Origin of the sequence: Methylobacterium sp. GXS13 (assembly GCF_001455965.1) — a bacterium.
Lineage (GTDB): Bacteria > Pseudomonadota > Alphaproteobacteria > Rhizobiales > Beijerinckiaceae > Methylobacterium.
On sequence record NZ_LKKO01000079.1, the window covers coordinates 1 to 17,606 of the forward strand.

12 protein-coding genes, 1 tRNA gene and 1 rRNA gene are annotated in these 17,606 nt (G+C 70.9%); 9 read left to right on the top strand and 5 right to left on the bottom strand.

Annotation, left to right across the window (positions count from 1 at the left end; genetic code table 11):
• Positions 1-85 (top strand): 5S ribosomal RNA (rrf, locus tag AO398_RS23965); the annotation flags it as partial.
• A 109-nt stretch (positions 86-194) separates the two neighbouring features.
• A tRNA-Met gene (locus AO398_RS23970) sits at positions 195-271 on the top strand.
• Positions 272-443: 172 nt separating this feature from the next.
• On the opposite strand, the gene AO398_RS23975 is transcribed toward AO398_RS23970, so the two are convergent.
• Positions 444-1,460: an NAD(P)-dependent alcohol dehydrogenase gene (locus AO398_RS23975; protein ID WP_058194678.1), complete on the bottom strand. Its 1,017-nt coding sequence runs from the start codon at positions 1,458-1,460 to the stop codon at positions 444-446.
• Between the two features lie 98 nt (positions 1,461-1,558).
• Here AO398_RS23975 and AO398_RS23980 point away from each other — a divergent pair, with 98 nt between their 5' ends.
• The 4 genes from AO398_RS23980 (at position 1,559) to AO398_RS23995 (ending at position 9,843) form a co-directional block, all read left to right on the top strand.
• Complete coding sequence (locus tag AO398_RS23980; protein ID WP_058194679.1) at positions 1,559-2,527, top strand: LysR family transcriptional regulator; 969 nt, start codon at positions 1,559-1,561, stop codon at positions 2,525-2,527.
• A 264-nt stretch (positions 2,528-2,791) separates the two neighbouring features.
• Positions 2,792-4,735 carry a BamA/TamA family outer membrane protein gene (locus AO398_RS23985; protein ID WP_058194680.1) on the top strand — a complete coding sequence of 648 codons (1,944 nt, stop codon included), beginning with the start codon at positions 2,792-2,794 and terminating at the stop codon, positions 4,733-4,735.
• Positions 4,736-4,924: 189 nt separating this feature from the next.
• Positions 4,925-9,256, top strand: a complete 4,332-nt coding sequence (locus tag AO398_RS23990; RefSeq protein WP_058194681.1) for a translocation/assembly module TamB domain-containing protein — start codon at positions 4,925-4,927, stop codon at positions 9,254-9,256.
• Positions 9,257-9,525: 269 nt separating this feature from the next.
• Positions 9,526-9,843 (top strand): HPr family phosphocarrier protein, encoded by a 318-nt coding sequence (locus AO398_RS23995; RefSeq protein ID WP_058194682.1) that lies wholly within the window; start codon positions 9,526-9,528, stop codon positions 9,841-9,843.
• A 6-nt stretch (positions 9,844-9,849) separates the two neighbouring features.
• Here AO398_RS23995 and nth read toward each other — a convergent pair whose 3' ends face one another.
• From nth to AO398_RS24015, 4 genes are all read right to left on the bottom strand, one after another.
• Entirely contained in the window at positions 9,850-10,455 is a 606-nt protein-coding gene (gene nth / locus AO398_RS24000; protein ID WP_244498877.1) for an endonuclease III, read from the bottom strand.
• Between the two features lie 156 nt (positions 10,456-10,611).
• Entirely contained in the window at positions 10,612-11,136 is a 525-nt protein-coding gene (locus AO398_RS24005) for a hypothetical protein (RefSeq protein WP_058194684.1), read from the bottom strand.
• 101 nt (positions 11,137-11,237) lie between these two features.
• Complete coding sequence (locus tag AO398_RS24010) at positions 11,238-12,329, bottom strand: GTP-binding protein (protein ID WP_058194685.1); 1,092 nt, start codon at positions 12,327-12,329, stop codon at positions 11,238-11,240.
• A 64-nt stretch (positions 12,330-12,393) separates the two neighbouring features.
• Positions 12,394-13,887, bottom strand: coding sequence for a D-alanyl-D-alanine carboxypeptidase family protein (locus AO398_RS24015; protein ID WP_058194686.1), 1,494 nt, complete (start codon positions 13,885-13,887; stop codon positions 12,394-12,396).
• A gap of 254 nt (positions 13,888-14,141) precedes the next feature.
• Here AO398_RS24015 and queE point away from each other — a divergent pair, with 254 nt between their 5' ends.
• From queE to AO398_RS24030, 3 genes are all read left to right on the top strand, one after another.
• Positions 14,142-14,774, top strand: coding sequence for a 7-carboxy-7-deazaguanine synthase (gene queE / locus AO398_RS24020; protein WP_058194687.1), 633 nt, complete (start codon positions 14,142-14,144; stop codon positions 14,772-14,774).
• Between the two features lie 287 nt (positions 14,775-15,061).
• Entirely contained in the window at positions 15,062-16,426 is a 1,365-nt protein-coding gene (locus tag AO398_RS24025; protein ID WP_244498878.1) for a hypothetical protein, read from the top strand.
• Positions 16,390-17,606: hypothetical protein (locus AO398_RS24030; protein WP_058194689.1), on the top strand; the 1,217-nt coding region annotated here is incomplete at its 3' end. The genes AO398_RS24025 and AO398_RS24030, both read left to right, overlap by 37 nt.

Genomic DNA, 17,606 nt, shown 5'->3' on the forward strand with positions numbered 1-17,606 from the left:
GATCCCATCTCGAACTCGGCCGTTAAACACGCCAGCGCCCATGGTACTGTGTCTCAAGGCACGGGAGAGTCGGTCGCCGCCAGACCCGCACAACGCAATCACACCCAACATCCCCTCAACACGATCAGCGCTACGGCCCCGGAGCCCGCCCGACACAGGCGGACAGCCAAACCGGATCAGCCGCACAACCTTGGCGCGGGGTGGAGCAGCCCGGTAGCTCGTCAGGCTCATAACCTGAAGGTCACAGGTTCAAATCCTGTCCCCGCAACCAAACTCACCGACACGACGAACCGATACAGCCACACAGCCAAGCCGGTCCGCTCACGCGGACCGGCTTGGTCGCGTTCAGGGCCCCCACGGGTCACTGGATTGTTTCGTGGACGGGAAGGCCGCTGCTGTGGAGCAGGGGAGGGGGTTGATCGGCAGCCCCATCGGTTTCTCTGTCAGTCGAACGTGATCACGATCTTACCGAACGGACCGCGATCCAGATGATCGAGGGCGACCGGCACGTCTTCAAGGCCGTAACGCCGATCGATCACCGGCTTCAGGTTCAGGACGTCTACGGCTCGGACTAGATCCTCCAGCGCACGGCGGTGGCCGACGCGGATGCCCTGGATGGTGGCGGATTTAAGCATGACATTCGCTGCAGCGGCCGAAAGATCGAATCCTTCGATCACGCCGATGAGCGAAACATGTCCATCGATGGCGACTGCTTCAAGCGATTTTGCCACATGCGCCCCGCCGACGAGTTCGAGGATGTGGTCGATCCCACGATCCGCCGTGAGCCGGTAGACCGATTCGACCCAACCGTCTCGGTCGATCACGTGATTAGCGCCGAGAGCACGGGCGCGCTCGCGCTTCTCCGCAGACCCGGATGTGACAAAGGTCTCGGCGCCGTGGGCCTTGGCGATCTGCAGGCCGAACAGTGCGACGCCGCCCGTGCCCTGGACCAACACACTCTGACCAGCCCTCAATTGCCCGCGCTCGACCAGCGCAAACCATGCTGTGAGACCTGCGCAGGGCAGGGTGCTGGCTTCCGCAGCGTCGAGGCTTCGCGGCGCGGCGACGAGCCAATCTTCGGGCAACGACACGTATTCCGCCAGGACGCCCGGATGACCGCCGCCGAGTGCGCGGGCGTCCAGAGTCTTCGCTGATCCTGCGGACCGTCCGTCGATCCAACCGGGAAAGAAGGTCGAGATGACCCGATCGCCCAAGTGGAACCGGGTCACGTCTTCGCCCAAGGCGGCAACGGCTCCGGCAAGATCGGAGGCGGGGGTGAACGGAAAATCGAGGGCGAGGCCCATCCCATGTTCGATCACAAGCTTGTCGCGAAAGTTCAACGCGACGGCTGCAGCCTTCACCAACACGTGCCCTGGCCGGGGCTCGGGTATCGGCACCCGCCTCAGCTGCAGGGCCCCACGGCCGAAGCCGGTCATCTCCCAACGCCGCATCATCGTCATCGCAAATCTCCGATCTCCTGAGATCGAAGATGCGTAGCGTTGATCTCTGCGGCCCAGTGGCGTTCATTTGGACCGAGATCGGTGCGCGCGGAGCAACAATGATCCCGGGTGATATCCTGGCAGACCTGCCGGCGTTCATTGCGGCGGCCGAAGCCGGCAGCTTCTCCGCTGCAGCGTCCAGGCTGAATCTCACACGCTCGGCCGTCGGACGCAGCATCGCCCGCCTCGAGCATCGGCTCGGCGTCCGACTGTTCCACCGCACGACCCGCTCGCTCGTCCTGACGGATGATGGGCAAACGTTCTTCGAACATGGCCGGCGGGCGCTCGCCGAGGTGCAGACCGCGACGGCGCTGCTCGATTCCGGCCGGCGCATCATCGCGGGACGGCTGCGTGTTTCGATGCCGGTCCTATTCGGACGACTCCGTATCGCGCCGATCCTGATCCGGCTCGCAGAAGCGCATCCGGAGTTGGAACTCGACCTCAATTTTAGCGACCGGCTGGTCGATGTGGTCGACGATGGCTTTGATCTGGTGGTGCGGAACGGACAGCTGCGGCACTGGCCCGGCCTCATGGTGCGGCGGATCGCATACCAGCTGATGCGGGTCTGCGCGGCCCCGCGCTACCTCAATGGCGCCGGTGTTCCCGCTTCGCTCGCCGATCTGCCGCGGCATCATGCGGTGCTCTATGGCCGTCCCGGCTACGCCCGCTCGTGGCTGTTTCCGCAACCAGGAGGCTCAACGACGGAGATCGTGCCGCAGAGCCGCATGCGGTTCGACGATGTCGGTGCGATCCGCGATGCGGCGATCTCCGGCCATGGTCTCGCCTGGCTGCCGTATTGGCTGATCCGTGACGATGTGGATGCGAGCCGGCTCGTGACGGTGCTCGATCATCTGCCCGCACATGCCTTCGAAAGCCACGCGCTCTGGCCGCAGACCCCGCATCTGCCTTTGCGCGTGCGCATGGCGATCGATGCGTTGGTGGCAGAGCTTCAAGAGGAATCCACGTTGCCAAGGGGGAACCCTGCCAGGCTGGAACCAATCTCGCCTTCGGAAACCATGTCGCTCTGACGTCCTCTAAGCCCAGGCGTGAATTTCCGGACTCCTGGGCGCACGCCGCATCCCCGCCCCATCATCGGCTTGGTGTTGGCCCTCGGCACCGAGACCGTTAAGGTAGGCTAGGCTACGCTGACGTGGCCTTGGGGGGATTATCGATGACCGTGCAAGCGAGCGGTGCTGCCGACTTCGATCGGAGCTGAAGACCGCGTCTTGCGCGTGTGCATTCGCCTGAGCCGATCGATCTTGCCCGGTGCGCCGCGTTCGCTGCCGCGCTTGATGCTTGTTGCGGTGGCGTCCGTGCCGCTCCTCGCGGCGGATCCCATGCCGGCGCGGGCCTTCGATCTGTTCGGTTTGTTCGGCTCCGAGCCCGAGCCGCCTGCGCCCAGCGCGACCGCGCTGCCATATGCTGTGCGGATCACCGGCACCGACGATTCCGACGTTCTTCAGGCGCTTCAGGATATCTCGACACTCTATCGTCTGCGCCAGGATCCGCCGCCTGACGCGGAGGGGCTGCTGCGCCGGGCCGAAACCGATCTGCCCAAGCTGGCCGATGTCCTGTCGGGCTACGGCTATTATCAGGGTACGGCGGCGATCCGGATCGATTCGGTACCGGTTGTGGGTCAGGCCGGGAGTGCTGCCGCAGTGAGCGCTGCCGAGCGATGGCGCAATCGCGGCCTCGTGCCGGTGCGGATCGCGGTCGATCTCGGGCCGCTCTACACCTTGCGCCGGATCATGGTGCGCGATGTCGCCGGCCGGCCGTTCCCGGACGACGTGCTCCCCCAGCGGTTTACCCGGGTGGATGACGGTGTGCCGGCCCGCTCGGCCACGGTGCTGGCCCGGGAGGCCCGGATCATCGACCAGTTCCGGGCGCAGGGGCACCCCTTCGCCAAGGTGGTGGCCCGCGATCCGGTGGTGGACGACACCGCCCATGTCATGGACGTCACCTTCACGGTGGAGCCCGGGCCGTTGGCCGGGCTGGGGCCGGTGGCGGTGAACGGTGCGCCGGGGATCGACCCGGCGACGATCCGGTCCTTCATCTATGCCGAGCCGGGAGACCCGTATTCGCCCCAGGCGGTGGCGGAGATCAGCACGTCGCTGAACCGGATCGAGGCGATCGGCGCCGCGCGGGTCCGCGAAGGGACGGCGCTGGACGCCGACGGAAACCTGCCGCTCTTCGCCGAATTGAGCGAGCGCGAGCGAAATCTCGTCGGCGTCTCGGCGCGGTATTCCACGGTCGATGGGCCCGGGGTGCGCGCCTACTACGCCAATCGCAATCTCTTCGGCGGCGGCGAGACGTTCCGGCTCGACGCCGACATCTACTACCTGGGGTTGGGCAACGATCCGTTCGCGACCCAGCGCAAGATCGCCGGGATCGGCACCAACGGCCTCGGCGGGCGCCTGTCGGCCACTTATGTCCAGCCGGCGCTGGGCGGCACCCGCAACGACTTCCTGGCCAACGCCTTCATCACCCGCGAGGTCCAGCAGAGCTACCTGGTCGATGGCGGCGGGGTTTCGGCAGCGATCCGGCACCGGTTCTCGGACACGTTCTCGGCGCAGATCGGGCTCGACGCGCAGGCCGGGCGCTCGAAAGATGCGCTCGGCACGGTCAATTACCGGCTAATCGGCGTACCGGCCTCGGTGACCTACGATTCCACTGACAGCCTGCTCGACCCGACCAAGGGGTTCCGGGCGATCGCGTCGCTGGCGGCCTATCCCGGGGCGATCTCGTCGCCCGGGATCGTCGTCGCCAAGGCGCAGGGCTCGACCTACTATTCGCTGGACGACGAAGCCCGCTACATCCTGGCCGGGCGGATCGGCTTCGGCTCGGTCTCCGGCGCGCCGCTCGGCGACATCCCGGACAATTTCCGCTTCTTCGCGGGCGGCGGCGGCTCGGTGCGCGGCTACCCGTACCGGACGCTCGGGCCGATCGGCCCGTTCAACCTGCCGATCGGCGGCCGCAGCCTGCTCGAAGCCTCGCTGGAGGCGCGGATCAAGATCACCGACACGATCGGGGTGGTGCCGTTCTTCGACGCGGGCACCGCCTTCGCCTCGGCGCTGCCGGATTTCGATGAGAAGATCCGGAAATCGGTAGGCATCGGCCTGCGCTACTACACCGGCATCGGCCCGATCCGCGCGGACCTCGCTTTCCCGCTCGACCCCTACAAGGGCGGTCATGTCCGCCCGGCCGTCCTGTATCTCAGCCTGGGGCAGGCGTTCTGAATGGCTGGTTTTTTCGGGAGACGGGGCGAGCTCAGGATTTCTCCCTCCCCCCTCTGCGGGAGAGGGTGGGCCGGCCGTCAGGCCGGGTCGGGAGAGGGGAGCCCGGCGTCGGGAACGGGCGCGACCGGCATGAGGGGCGCAGCCCGCTTCTGCACCGTCGCTCCCCTCTCCCGCCCCCCTTCCGGGGCCATGCTCCCCCGCAGGGGGGATAGGGGCGCCGCGCGGGTCCTGATCGCCCTGTGCCTGATTCTGGGATGCGCGATCTTCTCCGTCGCTCCGAGCACGACCCACGCCGACGATGCGGAAAAATCCGTGCTCGGCGGGCTGCTGTCCCGGGCGCTCTCCACGCCGGCGTCGCGGGTGGCGATCGGCGCGGTCGACGGCGCGCTCTCGTCGGACGCCACCATCCGCGACGTGGCGGTGAGCGACCGCGACGGCGTGTGGCTGAAGATGGACCGGGCCCGGATCATCTGGCGGCGCCTGGCGCTGCTGTCGGGACGGCTCGAGGTCGACAGCCTGGAGATCGGCCGGATCGAGGTGTTGCGCCGGCCGATCCCCGGGCCGACTCCGCCGGAGGCGAAACCCGACGGTAAGCTGCTGCCCGACCTGCCCGTGAAGGTCGAGATCAAGGGGTTCAAGCTGGCCGAGCTGGTGCTGGGCGAGCCCGTGGCCGGCCAACCGGCCCGGCTCTCGGCAGAGGGCAAGGCGCGGCTCGGGGCCGCGAGCGAGGGGCTGGATCTGCAGGCCCGGGCTCAGCGCCTCGACGCCGCCGGGCGCTTCCTGCTCGCCCTCGTCTACGTGCCGCAGGGCGACAAGCTGGAGCTGACGGCGAATTTGGTCGAGCCCGCGGGGGGGCTGCTGTCGAAGGCGGCCAACATCCCCGGCACGCCGCCGATCGATTTCGAGCTTGCCGGCACCGGCACCCTGGATGCCTGGAACGCCCATCTCGATTTTGCCGCCGGCCCGGATATCGGCGCTAAGGGCGGCGCCAAGATCTCCCGGATCGGGGCCGAGCGCCGGCTGGCCCTGGATCTGGCCGCGCGGATCGAGGGCTTGGTGCCGGGTCCGGCCGCGTCGGTCTTCGCCGGCACGACCCAGCTCGAAGGCGGCTTCGCCTTTGCCGATAGCGGCGCCTTCCGGATCGACCGGCTGGAGCTGACCTCGCGCACCGCGCGGCTCGCTGCCGGCGGAAGCCTGACCAAGGACCGGATCGCCGACCTGACGCTGCAGGCCCGTGCCCTGCCCACCGAGGGCGCGGTGACGAAGGCCGGCGAAGCCGAGATCGGCAAACTGGTCTTCGACGGCAGCGTGAAGGGGCCGATCGCCACGCCGACGGTGCGGGGCAATCTCGATGCGGCGGGCCTGCGCAGCCGGGATTCAGCGCTGGACCGGATCGAGGCGCGCCTCGGGGTCGAGCCGCAGGGCGACGCGTCCGCCCAGCGCTTCACGATCACGGCGGACGGCAAGGTCGAGGGCCTGCGCCTCGCCGATCCGGCCCTGCGCCGGGCGCTCGGCAGCCGGGCGCAGCTGACCCTGCGGGCCGCCTCCGGGCCGGACGGGGTGATCGACGTGTCGAACCTTCGGGTCGAGTCCGACACGGCGAAGGCAAGCTATGCCGGCCGGGTCGGGCAGAACACCCTGACCGGGACCCTCGAAGCCGCCCTGCCGGATCTGGCCGTTTTTTCGGGGATCGCCGGACGCGGGCTCGCCGGCAGCCTCGACGCGAAAGCGCGACTGAGCGGCGATCCGGCCCGGAAGGCGCTGGCCGCCGACCTCACCGTGACCAGCGCTGGCCTGGCCACCGGTATCGCGGCGGCCGACCGGGTGCTCGGCCGCGCACCGACGCTCCAGGGCCGGGTGTCGCAATCCTATGACGGCTACGGGTTCGACCATCTGCGGCTGGAGGGCACCGGCCTGACCGCGACCCTGTCGGGCGAGGCGACGTCGACGACCGCCGATGTCACCGGCCGCGTCGACCTCAAGAGCCTGGCCGATCTCGACGGCCGCCTGACCGGCCGCGCCGGCATCGACGCGCGCATGACGGGGTCCCTGGAGCATCCGCGGCTGGCCGCGACGGTCACGGCGCCTGCCGCGACCGCGGAGGGCAAGCCGATCCGTGACTTGCGGGCCGAGGCCGTCCTTTCCGACGCCCTGCTGGCGCCGGACGGTACGCTGACGCTCTCGGGCGACGTCGCCGGCAAGGCGCTGCGCGGCGGGGGCCATGTGGCGAAGGCCGGAATGGACTGGGTCCTCGACCGGATGGACCTGAACCTCGGCTCGGTGGCGGTCTCGGGCAACGCCACGGTCGCGGCAGACACGTGGCTGTCGGCCGGTACCCTCGCGGTGAAGGCCGCCAATCTGGCCGACATATCCCCGCTGGCTCCGGAGCCCCTGGCCGGGCAACTCGACGCCACGGTGACGCTGGCCCGCGACGGCGGCCGCCAGGACGCGGCGATCCGGGCGACCGGGGCTGCCCTGCGCTACGGTGCCTACGGCCTGAACCGCCTCGATGCCGACCTGAAGGGCCACGATCTGCGGGCTCACCCGGTCCTCGACGGGCGCCTGGACGCCGACCGGCTGCTCGCGGCCGGCCAGCAGATCGACACGGTCCGCCTCGCCGCGATCGGGAGCCCGGCGGGCAGCGACGTGACGCTCACCGCCAAGGCACGCGGGTTCAACCTCGACGGCGCGGTGCGGCTCGTGCCGGCCGACGACACGCGCATCGACATCCAGCGCTTCTCGGCCGCCCGGGGCGGCGACCGCTTCGCTCTCACCGGCCCGGCCTCCGTGACCCTGCGCGACGGTGGCGCGGTGATCGACGGGCTGTCGATCGCGGCCGGCTCCGGCCGCGTGACGCTCGCGGGCCGCGCCGGCCGGACCCTCGATCTGAAGGTGGCCATCCGCGCGTTGCCTCTCTCGCTCGCCCGGATCGCCGCGCCCGACCTCGCCCTCTCGGGCACCCTCGATGGCGACGCAGACCTGCACGGCCCGGCCGCGAGCCCGGAGGGCCATTACGCGCTCACGGTCTCCAAGCTGGTGGCGCCACAGACCCGCCAGGCCGGGCTGCCGCCGGTGGATGCCAGCGCCAAGGGCAACCTGTCGGACGGGCAGGCCAGCCTCGACGGCCGGGTGACGGCCGGGCGGGGTGTCGGCCTGACGGTGACCGGTGCGCTGCCGGTGGAGACCGGGGGACCGCTGAACCTGCGCGCCCGCGGCACCCTCGACGCGTCGCTCGCCAACACGCTGCTGAGCGTCGGCGGCCAGAGCGTCACCGGACGGATCGCCATCGATGGCGGCGTCACCGGCACTCTGGCGGCGCCCCGGGCCGAGGGTTCGGCCGTGCTGACCGGCGGCAGCTTCACCGACCCGCTCAACGGCATCCGGCTCACCAACATCGATGGCCGCGTGACCGGCCGGGGCGACAGCGTCGTGGTCGAGCGCCTCACCGCATCGGCCCGCAACGGCGGCCGCCTCTCGGTCACGGGTCGCGTCGCCCTGGAGCCGGATTTCCCCGGCCAGTTCCACGTCACCGCCGACAAGGCGGAGCTGGTCTCCAGCCCGCTGATGACGGCGGTGTCGAGCGTCGATCTCACTCTGACCGGCCCGCTGGCCCGGACCCCGCGCATCAGCGGCCGGGTCGACGTCGTGTCGATCGACGTCGCCGTGCCCGACCGGCTGCCCGCCACGGTCAAGCCGCTGCCGGGAGTGCGCCACGTCAACACCCCGCCGGAGGTGCGGGCGCGTCTGGCGCAGCGCGCCGACCGGAAGGCGGCGGCGAAACCCGGACGGCGCTCGACCAAGCCGGCCGTGCCGTTCGACGCAACCCTGGACGTCCGGATCGACGCGCCGAGCCACATCTTCGTACGTGGGCGCGGCATCGACGCCGAGCTCGGCGGGTCGCTCCGGGTCACCGGGACGTCGCGGGCGCCGAACGCGGTGGGCGGTTTCGGCATGCGCCGCGGGGTGTTCCAACTGGTCGGGCAGCGCCTCGATTTCAGCCGGGGCAACCTGACCTTCGCGGGAAGCCTAACCACGCCGGAACTCGATTTCGCCGCCGAGACCAAGGCCGGGGACGTCACCGCCCGGGTGGCGGTGAGCGGCTACGCGGACGCCCCCCAATTCAGCCTGACCTCCGATCCGGTACTGCCGCAGGACGAGATCCTGTCGCGCCTGCTGTTCAAGAAGGCGGCCGGCGGATTGTCGCCGTTCCAGGCCCTGCAGCTCGCCCAGGCCGTGGCGCAGCTATCGGGCGGCGCCGCCGGGCCGGACGTGTTCGAGCAGGCCCGCAAGGGGCTGGGGCTCGACAGCCTCGACGTCTCGACAGGCGCGAGCGGCGGCCCGGCTTTGGGCGCCTCGCGCTACATTTCGGACCGGGTCAGCGTCGGCGTGAAGGCCGGCGCCAAGCCCGCCGACACCGCCGTGGGGGTGGATTTCGACGTCACCCGCCGGATCAAGCTGAAGGGCGAGGCGGGGAGCGACGGCCGCACCAGCCTGGGTGTGGGGGCGGAGTACGAGTGGTAGGGGGTTTTCGTCGTCCCGCGCTCTGGAATTTGACTGTCGAGACCTGACACGCGCTCTCCCTCCCCCCTCTGCGGGGAGGGAGAGCGCCCATACCGTTCGATCAATGATCGGGCCGCGCGTCGCCAGGCCAATGCGCAAATCCACCTTCAAAACTCGCGCCGGTTCAAAAAGCTCGGCCGATGATCCGTTGGCGCGCCGGGGCAAGTCTGCTTAGGTGTCGAAGCAAGCGGCGCGATCAGCCGACATTCGGGCGGGAACCACGAAGGGCGATGGACGAGCTTTTCGAGCCGGACGACAATCCCGAGGTGCCGGACGGCGGCTTCCTGCGGATGCTGCCAATCATCAACCGGCGGGGTCTCCACGCCCGCGCATCCGCGAAGTTCGTGCAGACCGTGGAACGCTTCGACGCCGTGGTGACGGTGACGCGGGCCGGCGAGACCGTGGGCGGGCGCTCGATCATGGGCCTGCTCACACTGGGCGCCGCCATGGGCACCCGCATCGCCGTCACGGCGGTCGGCCCGGATGCGCAATCCTGCCTCGATGGCATCGAGGCCCTGCTGGCGAACCGCTTCGGCGAGGACGAGTAGGCCCGTTCAGATCGCCTTGCCGGGCCAGGTGCACAGGTCCGAGATCGGGCAGCGCGTGCAGGCGGGATTGCGGGCCGTGCAGGTGTCGCGCCCGTGCCGGAACAGCCAGATGTGGGCGCCGTCCTTGAAGCGCTCGGGCACGGCCTCGGCCAGCCCGTCCGCGACCGCATCGACCGTCGCGCCTTCCGCCAGCGGGATCCGGTTCGAGACCCGGAAGACGTGGGTATCCACCGCGATCACCGGCTCGCGGAACGCGAAATTCGCCGTCACCTCGGCGCTCTTGCGGCCGATGCCGGGCAGGCGGCGCATCTCCGCGGAGCTGCGCGGCACCACGCCGTCATAGGTCTCGATCAAAGCTGCCGACAGCTTGACGATGTTGCGCGCCTTGGACGGCCCGAGCCCCACGGGCCGGACGATCTCGGTGATCTGCGCCTCGCCCAGATCCAGCATTCCGGCCGGGTCTTTCACCCGTGCGAACAGCGCGTCGGCGATCCGCGCCACCGTCGGGCCCGTGGATTGGGCCGAGAGCAGCACGGTCACCAGCAGCCGGAACGGATCGGTGTCGTCGAACCCCGCCTTCGGGTCCGGGTCGGCCTCGGCCAGACGTGCCATCACGGCCTCGACGCGGCCGGCCTCACCGGGGGTCGCCGCTGCGCGGGCCCTGGTCCGGCGGGGCGTGGGTCGGAGTCCGTGGAGTGTGTCGCGCGCCATGCAGACCAGCTAGGGCCGTGTCGGCCGGCCCGACACGCGGCGGATTGACGGCCCCGCTCAGCCCCGCACCCGTCGCCAGGCGACCGGACCGGCGCCAAGGTTGACCATGCCGGCGACGATCGCATCGATCCGGCGCAGGAGCGCCAACCGCAGCGCGCCCCTCCCGGCGTAGAGGCCGTGAGCGATCCCGCCCTGAGCAGGCGCTGACGGTGCGGCGACGGCGCGCACACGATCCTCGAACACCGGCACGGCCACGGCCGGCGGCGCCCAGCCTTCTGGCCGCACGCCGAGCACGTTGTGCGCCGGGATCGCCCGCGGCTGGCGGGGGCGATCCGCTGCGCGGGACGGCGCCCGGCTTGCGCCCGCGGGCCGAACCGGGGGGCCGAGCACCGCGAGGCGGGTGCGGATCGCCCGGGCGGTCGCCGCGGCGGCTTCGCCGTCGGCCAGCCTGGAAGCAGCGGGGACACTCTGCGCATCCCGGTTCCAGGCCAGGACGAGCGGGGGGCGCGGCCGGTCCGATGGCGCCGGCAGGGCCGTCGTCTCCGAAAGGCCGCCCTGTATCACGGTGAAGCGTCGCGCCATCGCCTGTCCCGATCCCTCGACCAAGTGTCCCATTCCGGGACGCGGGGCGCCCCGGAGGCGCCGTTCGGGTCGGTGGCTTCAAGGACGGTGCCGCCCGGGGATCAGGGGCCGGGGATCGCCAGCGGGTTGTCGGTGAGCGCGGCAGCGTCGGGCGCGTCCACCCGCGGACGACCCAGGAACGCGTCCCACAGGCGCTGGACGAAGGCCGGGTCGAGATCGCGCAGGATCAGGACGAGCCGGGAGGTGTGGTCGGGATCGGGCCAGGCCGGCAGGGTCAGGGGCGCGTGGAACACGTGCTGGACCCCGTGCACGACGATCGGGCGCTCCGGGTCGTCGGCGAGGGCCACGATCCCTTTGAGCCGGAGCAGCTTCGGCCCGTGGCCGGAGCGCAGCAGGTCCATGAACATCTCGAAGGCCGGGCGCGGCACCGGCGCGGCGCTGGTCAGGCACACGGCCTGGATCGCCGCATCGTGGCGGTTCACGTCGCCGTGGTGATGATGGTCCGCCAAAGCCGCGTCGCCTAGCCAGGCGCGCACGTCGGCGCCCTTGCCGTCGAGGCCGAACAGGCCGCCGAGCAGATCCTCCGCGGGCGCATCCGGCCGCAGGATCGGGGCCGCCGGGTTGAGGGCGGCGAGCCGGGCGCGGATCCCGGCGGTGTCGCCGGCGAGGTCGGCCTTGGTCAGGACGATCCGATCGGCCACCGCGGCCTGGCGCACGGCCTCCGGGTGGGCGTCCAAGGAGGCGGCACCGGTCATGGCATCGACCACCGTCACCACCGCCTGCAGGCGGTACCGGAGCACGAGATAAGGATGGTAGATCAGCGCGTGCAGGATCGGCGCGGGGTCGGCGAGCCCGGTGGTCTCGATCACCACCCGGCGGAACGGCTTGATCCGGCCGTTGTCGCGCTTGCGCAGCAGGTCTTCGAGGGTGGTGATCAGGTCGCCCCGCACCGTGCAGCACAGGCAGCCGGCGCCGAGCAGGACCATGTCCTCGTCGATGGTCTCGATCAGCAGATGGTCGAGCCCGATCTCGCCGAACTCGTTGACGATCACCACCGTGTCGGCGAGCGCCGGATCGCGCAAAAGCCGGTTCAGCAGCGTGGTCTTGCCGGCACCGAGGAAGCCGGTGATCACGGTGAGCGGGATCGGCTCCGGTCGGCGCGGATCCGGGGCGGGCGAGGCGGTCAGGGACATGACCGCCGAGATGGGGGTTTTCGGGGTCGGAGGCAACGCGCCGGAGCGCGATGCCGAGAGGCCGCTACTCCTCGGCGGCGGCCTTCTTGCCCTGAGGCTTCTTCACCTCGGCCCTCTTGGCCTCCGGCTTGGCCGGCGCCTTGTGGGCGGCGGGCTTCGAGAGGCCCTTGCCGGGCTTGGCCTCGGGCATGCCCGGCGTCTCCGCCGCCGTATAGGCGCTGGCGTTCCGCGGCAGGCCGTGGGCCGGCTTCGCCGCGACCTTCGCGGCCGGCTTGGCCGCAGCCTTGGCGGCGCTGGCCGCCTTGACCTGCTCAAGCCGCGCCTCGCGGGCCTGCTTGGCCGCCTGCAGCGCGGCCTCGCGCTTGGCCTTGGCGGCTTCGAGCCGGGCGGCCCGGGTATTGGCGGCGGCCGTCTTCTGCTCGGATTCCTGCGCCGCCAGGATCTGCTGACCCTCGGCCGGGTTGCGGCCGATCCAGACCGCGATCGGCTGCAGCGGCGCCCGCGGCGGGAGCGTGCGGGCGCGCAAAGCCGGGCTGGAGAAGGCGGCCATCGCGAGCGCCGGGGAATTGGCCGCAGCACCGCCGATCAGCTGTGCCGCCGAGCCGGGGGCGCTGACGGCGCCGGCGCCGTCGTCGATCGCCGGGGGCTTCTTGCCGCCGCAGACGTAGGGGCGGATATCCGGCGGCCCACCGAGGGACGAGGCCGGCAGGGCGTCGAGGGTCGGGCTGGTCCAGCCGGCGCTCTGGTTGAAGGCGTAGTCGAACAGGTCGGCGGCCTTCACGTCGCGCTCGCGCGGGCTCGGCTGCCCCATCACGATGGTGATGACCCGGCGGCCGTTGCGCGAGGCGGTCGCCACCACGTTGAAGCCGCCCGAGCAGATGAAGCCGGTCTTCATCCCGTCGGCGCCCGGATAGCGGCCGAGCAGGCCGTTGTGGTTGGCCATGACGGCGCGGCCGAACTGGATCGCCGAGATCGAGAAGAGGTCGTGGGAATCCGGGAAGTCGCGGATCAGCGCGCGGGCCAGCACCGCCATGTCGCGGGCCGAGGTCCACTGGCGCGGGTCGGGCAGGCCGTTGGGGTTGGTCCAGCGGCTGTCGCGCATGCCGATCCGCTGCGCGGTCTCGTTCATCAGGTCGGCGAAGCCCTCGATCGAGCCGCCGAGATTCTCGCCGATCGCGTAGGCGATGTCGTTGGCCGACTTGACCATGATGATCTTGAGGGCGTTGTCGAGGGTGAGCTGCGTGCCCGGCTTGAAGCCCATCTTGGAGGGCGGCTCGGACGCCGCCGCCGCCGAGATCCTGATCATCGAATCGAGCGAGACCTTGCCCTGCCGCACCAGGTCCAGGGCGACGTAGGTGGTCATCAGCTTGGTGATCGAGGCCGGATACCAGGGATCGGTCGGCGCCTGCGCGTAGATCACCTTGCCGGAATCGACATCGACCACGAGGATCGGCGAGGTCACCGCGTTGGCGGCCTGGATCCCGATGAGGCTCGTGCCGAGAAGCCCCGTCAACGCCGCGAATCCGACGGTCACGCGCCGGAGGAGAGAAGAGGACATTCGAGCCCGACTCGTCAGAGGATCGCCACGGCGGCACCGCTAGGCACCAATCTTCCGGCCGGCCGGCCGGGATGCGTGCAGCCCGGACCGCCGGGGGCGGTCGTCGTGCTGCATCACGGCATGAACGTCTCCACCGTGGCAAGAGCAAGGCGGGACACAACCGCGGGTCTGCCTGGCTCGGGCACCAGTGGTCCACAGGCCGCATGCCGCTTATGTGCGGAGGGCTGTGAGGCGAACAGGTTTCGGGAAAAGCGGTGGCTTACGCGGTCAAGGAGATCTTCCACACCCTTCAAGGGGAGGGCGCCCAGGCGGGCCGCGCGGCGGTGTTCTGCCGATTCGCCGGCTGCAACCTCTGGTCCGGGCGTGAGGCCGATCGCGCTGCGGCGGCCTGCCGGTTCTGCGACACCGATTTCGTCGGCCTGGACGGGGAGGGCGGCGGTCGCTTCGCGGATGCCGCTGCCCTCGCATACGCCATCGCCCGGACCTGGGCCGGGGGCCCGGAGAGCCGCTACGTCGTGTTCACCGGCGGCGAGCCGCTGCTGCAGCTCGACACACCCCTGATCGAGGCGGTGCACGGGCACGGGTTCGAGATCGCCATCGAGACCAACGGCACCCTGCCGGCGCCCCCGGGCATCGATTGGATCTGCGTCAGCCCCAAGGGCGCCAATCCCCTGGCGCAGACGAGCGGTCACGAATTGAAGCTGGTCTATCCCCAGGCCGATGCCGACCCGGCGGATTTCGTCGGCCTCGCCTTCCGGCACCGCTTCCTCCAGCCGATGGACGGGCCGGAGCAGGGCGCCAGCACGCAGGCCGCCATCGCCTATTGCCGCCAGGACGCCCGCTGGCGGCTGTCGCTGCAGACGCACAAGATGATCGGGATCCCGTGAGCGTGGGAGTCTGATTGCCGTTCGATCATCCACCCTGTCATCCCGGGGCCGCGAAGCGGAGCCCGGGATCCAGAAACGCAACTCACTCAAGGTTTTGCGCCGTCGGCGGCTCTGGATTCCGGGCTCGCCTGCGGCGCCCCGGAATGACAAGGCGCTTCGTACTGAGACCGAGCGGAGCAACGATCGATGGGTGCCCCCCTTCCATTGCTCGGCATCGCGCAAGCCCCGCCCTTCCCATCCCGCGAAAAATCGGGAACGATCCCCGTCGCCTTCCCGCCCCTGGACCGGTGCCCTTGAGTCTGGACGATCCATCGCCGCTCGCCCGCGCCGCGCCGGAGGGCGTCTGGCCGATCGATCCGGAACCACGGGTCACGAGCTTGGCCGGGCGCCAGCACTGGCGATTCCGGGGAGGGCGTCCCATCGCGGCCGAGGTCGCAGGCGTCGCGATTCCCGCTGACGATGCCCGGATCGCCCATCTGGGCATCCGGCGGGACCGGCAGGGCCGGCCGTTCCCGGCCGCCTTCGCGCACTCGCCCGAGACCGGCGCGCCCCTGGGGCCGCCGGTTCCGACGCTGGCCCCGGAGATCCTCGATATCGATCTGGAGAGCGCGACGGAGGTACCGCTGCCGAGCGGCGTTCCCGCGCTGGTCCGGGCCGGACACCCGGCGGCGCTCTACCTGTTCCAGGAGAACCTGGGCGCGTTCGAGGAATGGGACGGCCGAAACTTCGTCGGGCTCGGACGGTTGCCGCCGCACCCGGTGGGTTCCGGCATCACGGCGGGCCGCCGGGGCATCGCCTACACCACCGCCGCGGTGCTGGTCAGCGTGCGCCTGCCCCAGCTGACGCAAAGCCTCGTTCACACCGAGGTTCGGGTACCGGGCCTGCGGTTCCTGTCTGCCCCAAGCCGGCAGAGCGGCAGCCTCCTCGCTCTCGGCGAGCGTGGCGGCCGTCTCGTCCTCTGCCGGAAAGATGCCGATTCGACCGCCCTCGACCTGCGCGACCTCGGCTGCACTGCCCCCGATGCGGATTTCGCCGGGCCTTGGACCAACCGCCTCGGCGATACGTTCTGGACCGGTCCGGACGGGTTCGTCGCCTGCCGGACGCTCGGCGACGAGACCACAGTCGCATCTTGGCCCGCAGGCTTCGCGCCGATCATCGCGCAGGCCCCCTGGCGCGACCGCGCCGACCTCCACCACCAGCTCGGCATGCTGGAGGGCCGCTATCACCTCGCCGCCCTGGCGTCGGATCCGGCGCTTCATCAGCTCGACGGGCCGCATCTCGCGGCCGGGCCCTGTACCTATTCCGGCGCGGAGCGGTTCGACGTGCCGTGGCAGGCCGCCGAGGAAGCGGTCAACCTCGGCGCCCATGCCGGCAACCTGCTGGTGCCCCTTCTGGCGCTGGCCCGCGACACGATCCTGCTCGCTCTCGACATTCCCGGCCCCCGCGGCGGCTTTCTGCGCGGCGAGAGCTTGCCGGCACCGGTGACCGGCCACGTCCTCCATCACGCCCACGGGGCCGGCCTGCGCCGCCTGCCGGTCGGTCTCGCGGTGTCGCGGATCGGCGATGCACGGGCGCTGCTGCACGACGGCGTGCTCTACCTGTGGAGCCGGTCGGCATGCCGCTGCCACGCCCTGCGGCTGCGCACGGCATGAGCGCGTTCCTGCGGGCCGTTATGATGCTCGTCCTTGCGCTCGGCGGACACGCCTGGGCCGAGACGCCGGTGCGGCAGGTCTTTCTTGTGCAGGATTCCGGCTGGATGGAGCCGTTCCTCACCGCCGAGGGCTCGCAGTTCCGGCCGCTGGTGGAGGCCCTGGTGGCGGCGGCCCGGGTCCCGGGGGCCGACATCGCCGTGGCGACCTTCGGGCAGGCTCGGCAGGTCGGGGGCCGGCCCTCGCCGCGCATCCTGTATGACGGCGCCTACGATGCCGCGCGGATCCGGGCGGCGATCGCTGCGATCGATCTGCCGCGCAAGGCCGGCAGCGCCGCCTATGCCGATGCCGATTTCAACGGCGCGCTGCTCGGGGCGATCCGCACCGGCCTGCGCGGCCGGGACGGCGTGATCTGGATGGTCACCAACAACAAGAACAGCCCGGGCAACAGCGCCGAGGTCGCGCGCAACACCGCCGCCTTCTATACGGCGCTTCGCGAATCCGACGCGATCAGCCGGATCGTCGCCTACCCGGTGCGGATGCCCCTGAAGGGGCGCAACTTCGCGGAGGGCGGCTTCGTCATCTATGGGATCGGCTACGGTGCGGCTGGCGGCCGTGCGCTCGAAGCCGCCGTGGCTGCGCCGGGCCTCAAGGCCCTGTTCAACCATCCGCCCGTGAACCTGAAGCCGGTGCTGGCCGGCGGCCTGACCCTGCGCTTCGACCGACTCGACACCGGCGGCCTGCAGGCCGGGCTGGAGAACGGCGTTCTGGTGGTGCGTGGGGCGGACGCGACCGCCGGCACGGCACTGCGGCTCACCGCCCATCTGCAGAACGGCCTCTACCCGCAGCGCGTCGCGGCAACCCGGCTCGCCCTGAGCTGGAGCGAGGTCGGCACCGAGGCTGGGCTGGCCCAGGCCGCGGTCTCGCCCGCCGAGATCGCCGACCTGGCGCCGCAGGCCGAGAGCGGGCCGCTCTCCGTGGTGCTGACCCTGCCGCCGATCCGGCGCCCGAGCGGCCTTGCCGGATTGCTCTCCGACGGCCGCACGGTGGATGGAACGCTCACGCTGCGGCTGGCGGGCTTGCGCCCCACACTCGATCCGGCCTTCCTGGGACGGGTGCGGCCGACCTTCGGCAGCGGATTGGTGTCCGGGGTCCAGGTGGGCGGGCCGGTTGGGGTGGGGGG

Bases quoted from the DNA above. Each gene is read 5' to 3' on its own strand.
- AO398_RS23975 (WP_058194678.1), bottom strand. From the start codon at position 1,460: ATGACGATGATGCGGCGTTGGGAGATGACCGGCTTCGGCCGTGGGGCC.
- AO398_RS23980 (WP_058194679.1), top strand. From the start codon at position 1,559: ATGATCCCGGGTGATATCCTGGCAGACCTGCCGGCGTTCATTGCGGCG.
- AO398_RS23985 (WP_058194680.1), top strand. From the start codon at position 2,792: ATGCTTGTTGCGGTGGCGTCCGTGCCGCTCCTCGCGGCGGATCCCATG.
- AO398_RS23990 (WP_058194681.1), top strand. From the start codon at position 4,925: ATGCTCCCCCGCAGGGGGGATAGGGGCGCCGCGCGGGTCCTGATCGCC.
- AO398_RS23995 (WP_058194682.1), top strand. From the start codon at position 9,526: ATGGACGAGCTTTTCGAGCCGGACGACAATCCCGAGGTGCCGGACGGC.
- nth (WP_244498877.1), bottom strand. From the start codon at position 10,455: ATGGCACGTCTGGCCGAGGCCGACCCGGACCCGAAGGCGGGGTTCGAC.
- AO398_RS24005 (WP_058194684.1), bottom strand. From the start codon at position 11,136: ATGGCGCGACGCTTCACCGTGATACAGGGCGGCCTTTCGGAGACGACG.
- AO398_RS24010 (WP_058194685.1), bottom strand. From the start codon at position 12,329: ATGTCCCTGACCGCCTCGCCCGCCCCGGATCCGCGCCGACCGGAGCCG.
- AO398_RS24015 (WP_058194686.1), bottom strand. From the start codon at position 13,887: ATGTCCTCTTCTCTCCTCCGGCGCGTGACCGTCGGATTCGCGGCGTTG.